General features: G+C 35.9%; 1 protein-coding gene. It reads left to right on the plus strand.

The window, feature by feature from the left end; genetic code table 11:
- The first annotated feature begins 153 nt into the window (after positions 1–153).
- Complete coding sequence (locus H5202_RS22385; protein ID WP_182773966.1) at positions 154–1,377, plus strand: EH signature domain-containing protein; 1,224 nt, start codon at positions 154–156, stop codon at positions 1,375–1,377.
- Positions 1,378–1,472: the final 95 nt, after the last annotated feature.

The raw sequence follows: 1,472 nt of genomic DNA on the forward strand, positions 1-1,472 counted from the left end.
GCTGGCAAAATTTTATTCAAGAATTTTGCCAGCAGGAAGAGGGGATCATGATGCAAATATCAATCTTACATCCGATAAAAATAGAAAAGTATTATTTCGATTTGAATTTAAAAGTCATGATCTCACAGAGCTTCTTGAAAAGGACGCCAACAAATGACTTATATCAATCATAAAGTATGGTTTATTGAACCAGAAATACCTCATATTCCTTATTTGTCACAACTACAACCTCCTTTAGGTGGAATAATTGATGGTCATAGTTCCGCAGTTACAATTGACGATAAAGACATTCGTTACATTGCTGACAGACTTAAAAATAAACAAAAAATTTCAGAGATTGAATGGTTGATCTTACTTCGTTCAGAGGAAAAATATCTATTATTAGATCACTCAGAGCAATCAATAATAGTAGCGATTGTTTGGACAAATTTATTACTAGATGAGCCGAGATTTCAACAGTTTTTATTAAAAATAATAGCTGGTTTTGCCCGAGGTTTTAGCTCAATGGCTGGCACTTTACTCAAAGCATTCCCAGCTAGAACTACTTCAAAACACCCCGAAAAAACAAAGCAATTATCAGAAATAGTTAAACACCTAATAAAAGGAGATTACCTCTCCGGTGCAAAGAAAATGTTAGATTCAAATACTGAAGTCGCTTTATGGTTTTCAAGTTACGGAGCTGATTCGGCTGGTGAGCATGTTGAAGCTATTTATACTCAGGCTGGTGCCGCTTTACCAATGTCGCCAGATTCTGAAGCTTTAGCTTGGTGGCTCACTTGTCAGCGCAATATAGAAGATAAACAGACATTAGCTCAATTAGAACTCTTACTGGCGAAAGTTAATTATGTTCAGCCTGGTTGTGAGTTTGATGAATGGATTCAAATACATTGTTTGCCTGATAATGCTGATACTTTTTGGTATCAATTAAGTGAGTTTGCACAACAAAAACTCAAAAGCTTCTACCATGTCACAACGTTTAAGTCCGTTAAAAAAATATTCGATGCACTTTGCGATACAAGCACAGATCCAAATTTAACAGAAACGCATGTTAGAAACTTAGCTGGCAGAACTTCATTCTGGGCAGATTACAGCGAGTCATTTGTACGAGTTCGTTTTCTCTTAACACAACGATCGAAAGAGTTACTCGCTAATAAAATGGATTTACGCCAAGAAAGAGTCACGATCATGGTGCCACACTATTCAAATGATGCCAGTGAGATTTGTATTTTTGAAATCGGTTCTTACATCTTCATAGAACGATTTCGAGGATCAGATTTCGACCTTGGTATCTTTCTAAAATCAGCCGCACTAGAAAAATTACTTTTTGATTCTGATGGTCTTGATGGCCGAGTCGTTGCGCAATTAACACCAGAGTGAGATGAAGATCATAAGGATTATTGGCAAAAGAGGTTAATTTCAGTTTTATCAAGCAAAGGTATTAAACCTTATCTAAATAATAAACTTGCCAGAAA

The organism is Shewanella sp. SG41-4 (assembly GCF_014164505.1).
GTDB lineage: Bacteria > Pseudomonadota > Gammaproteobacteria > Enterobacterales > Shewanellaceae > Shewanella.

Bases quoted from the DNA above. Each gene is read 5' to 3' on its own strand.
- H5202_RS22385 (WP_182773966.1), top strand. From the start codon at position 154: ATGACTTATATCAATCATAAAGTATGGTTTATTGAACCAGAAATACCT.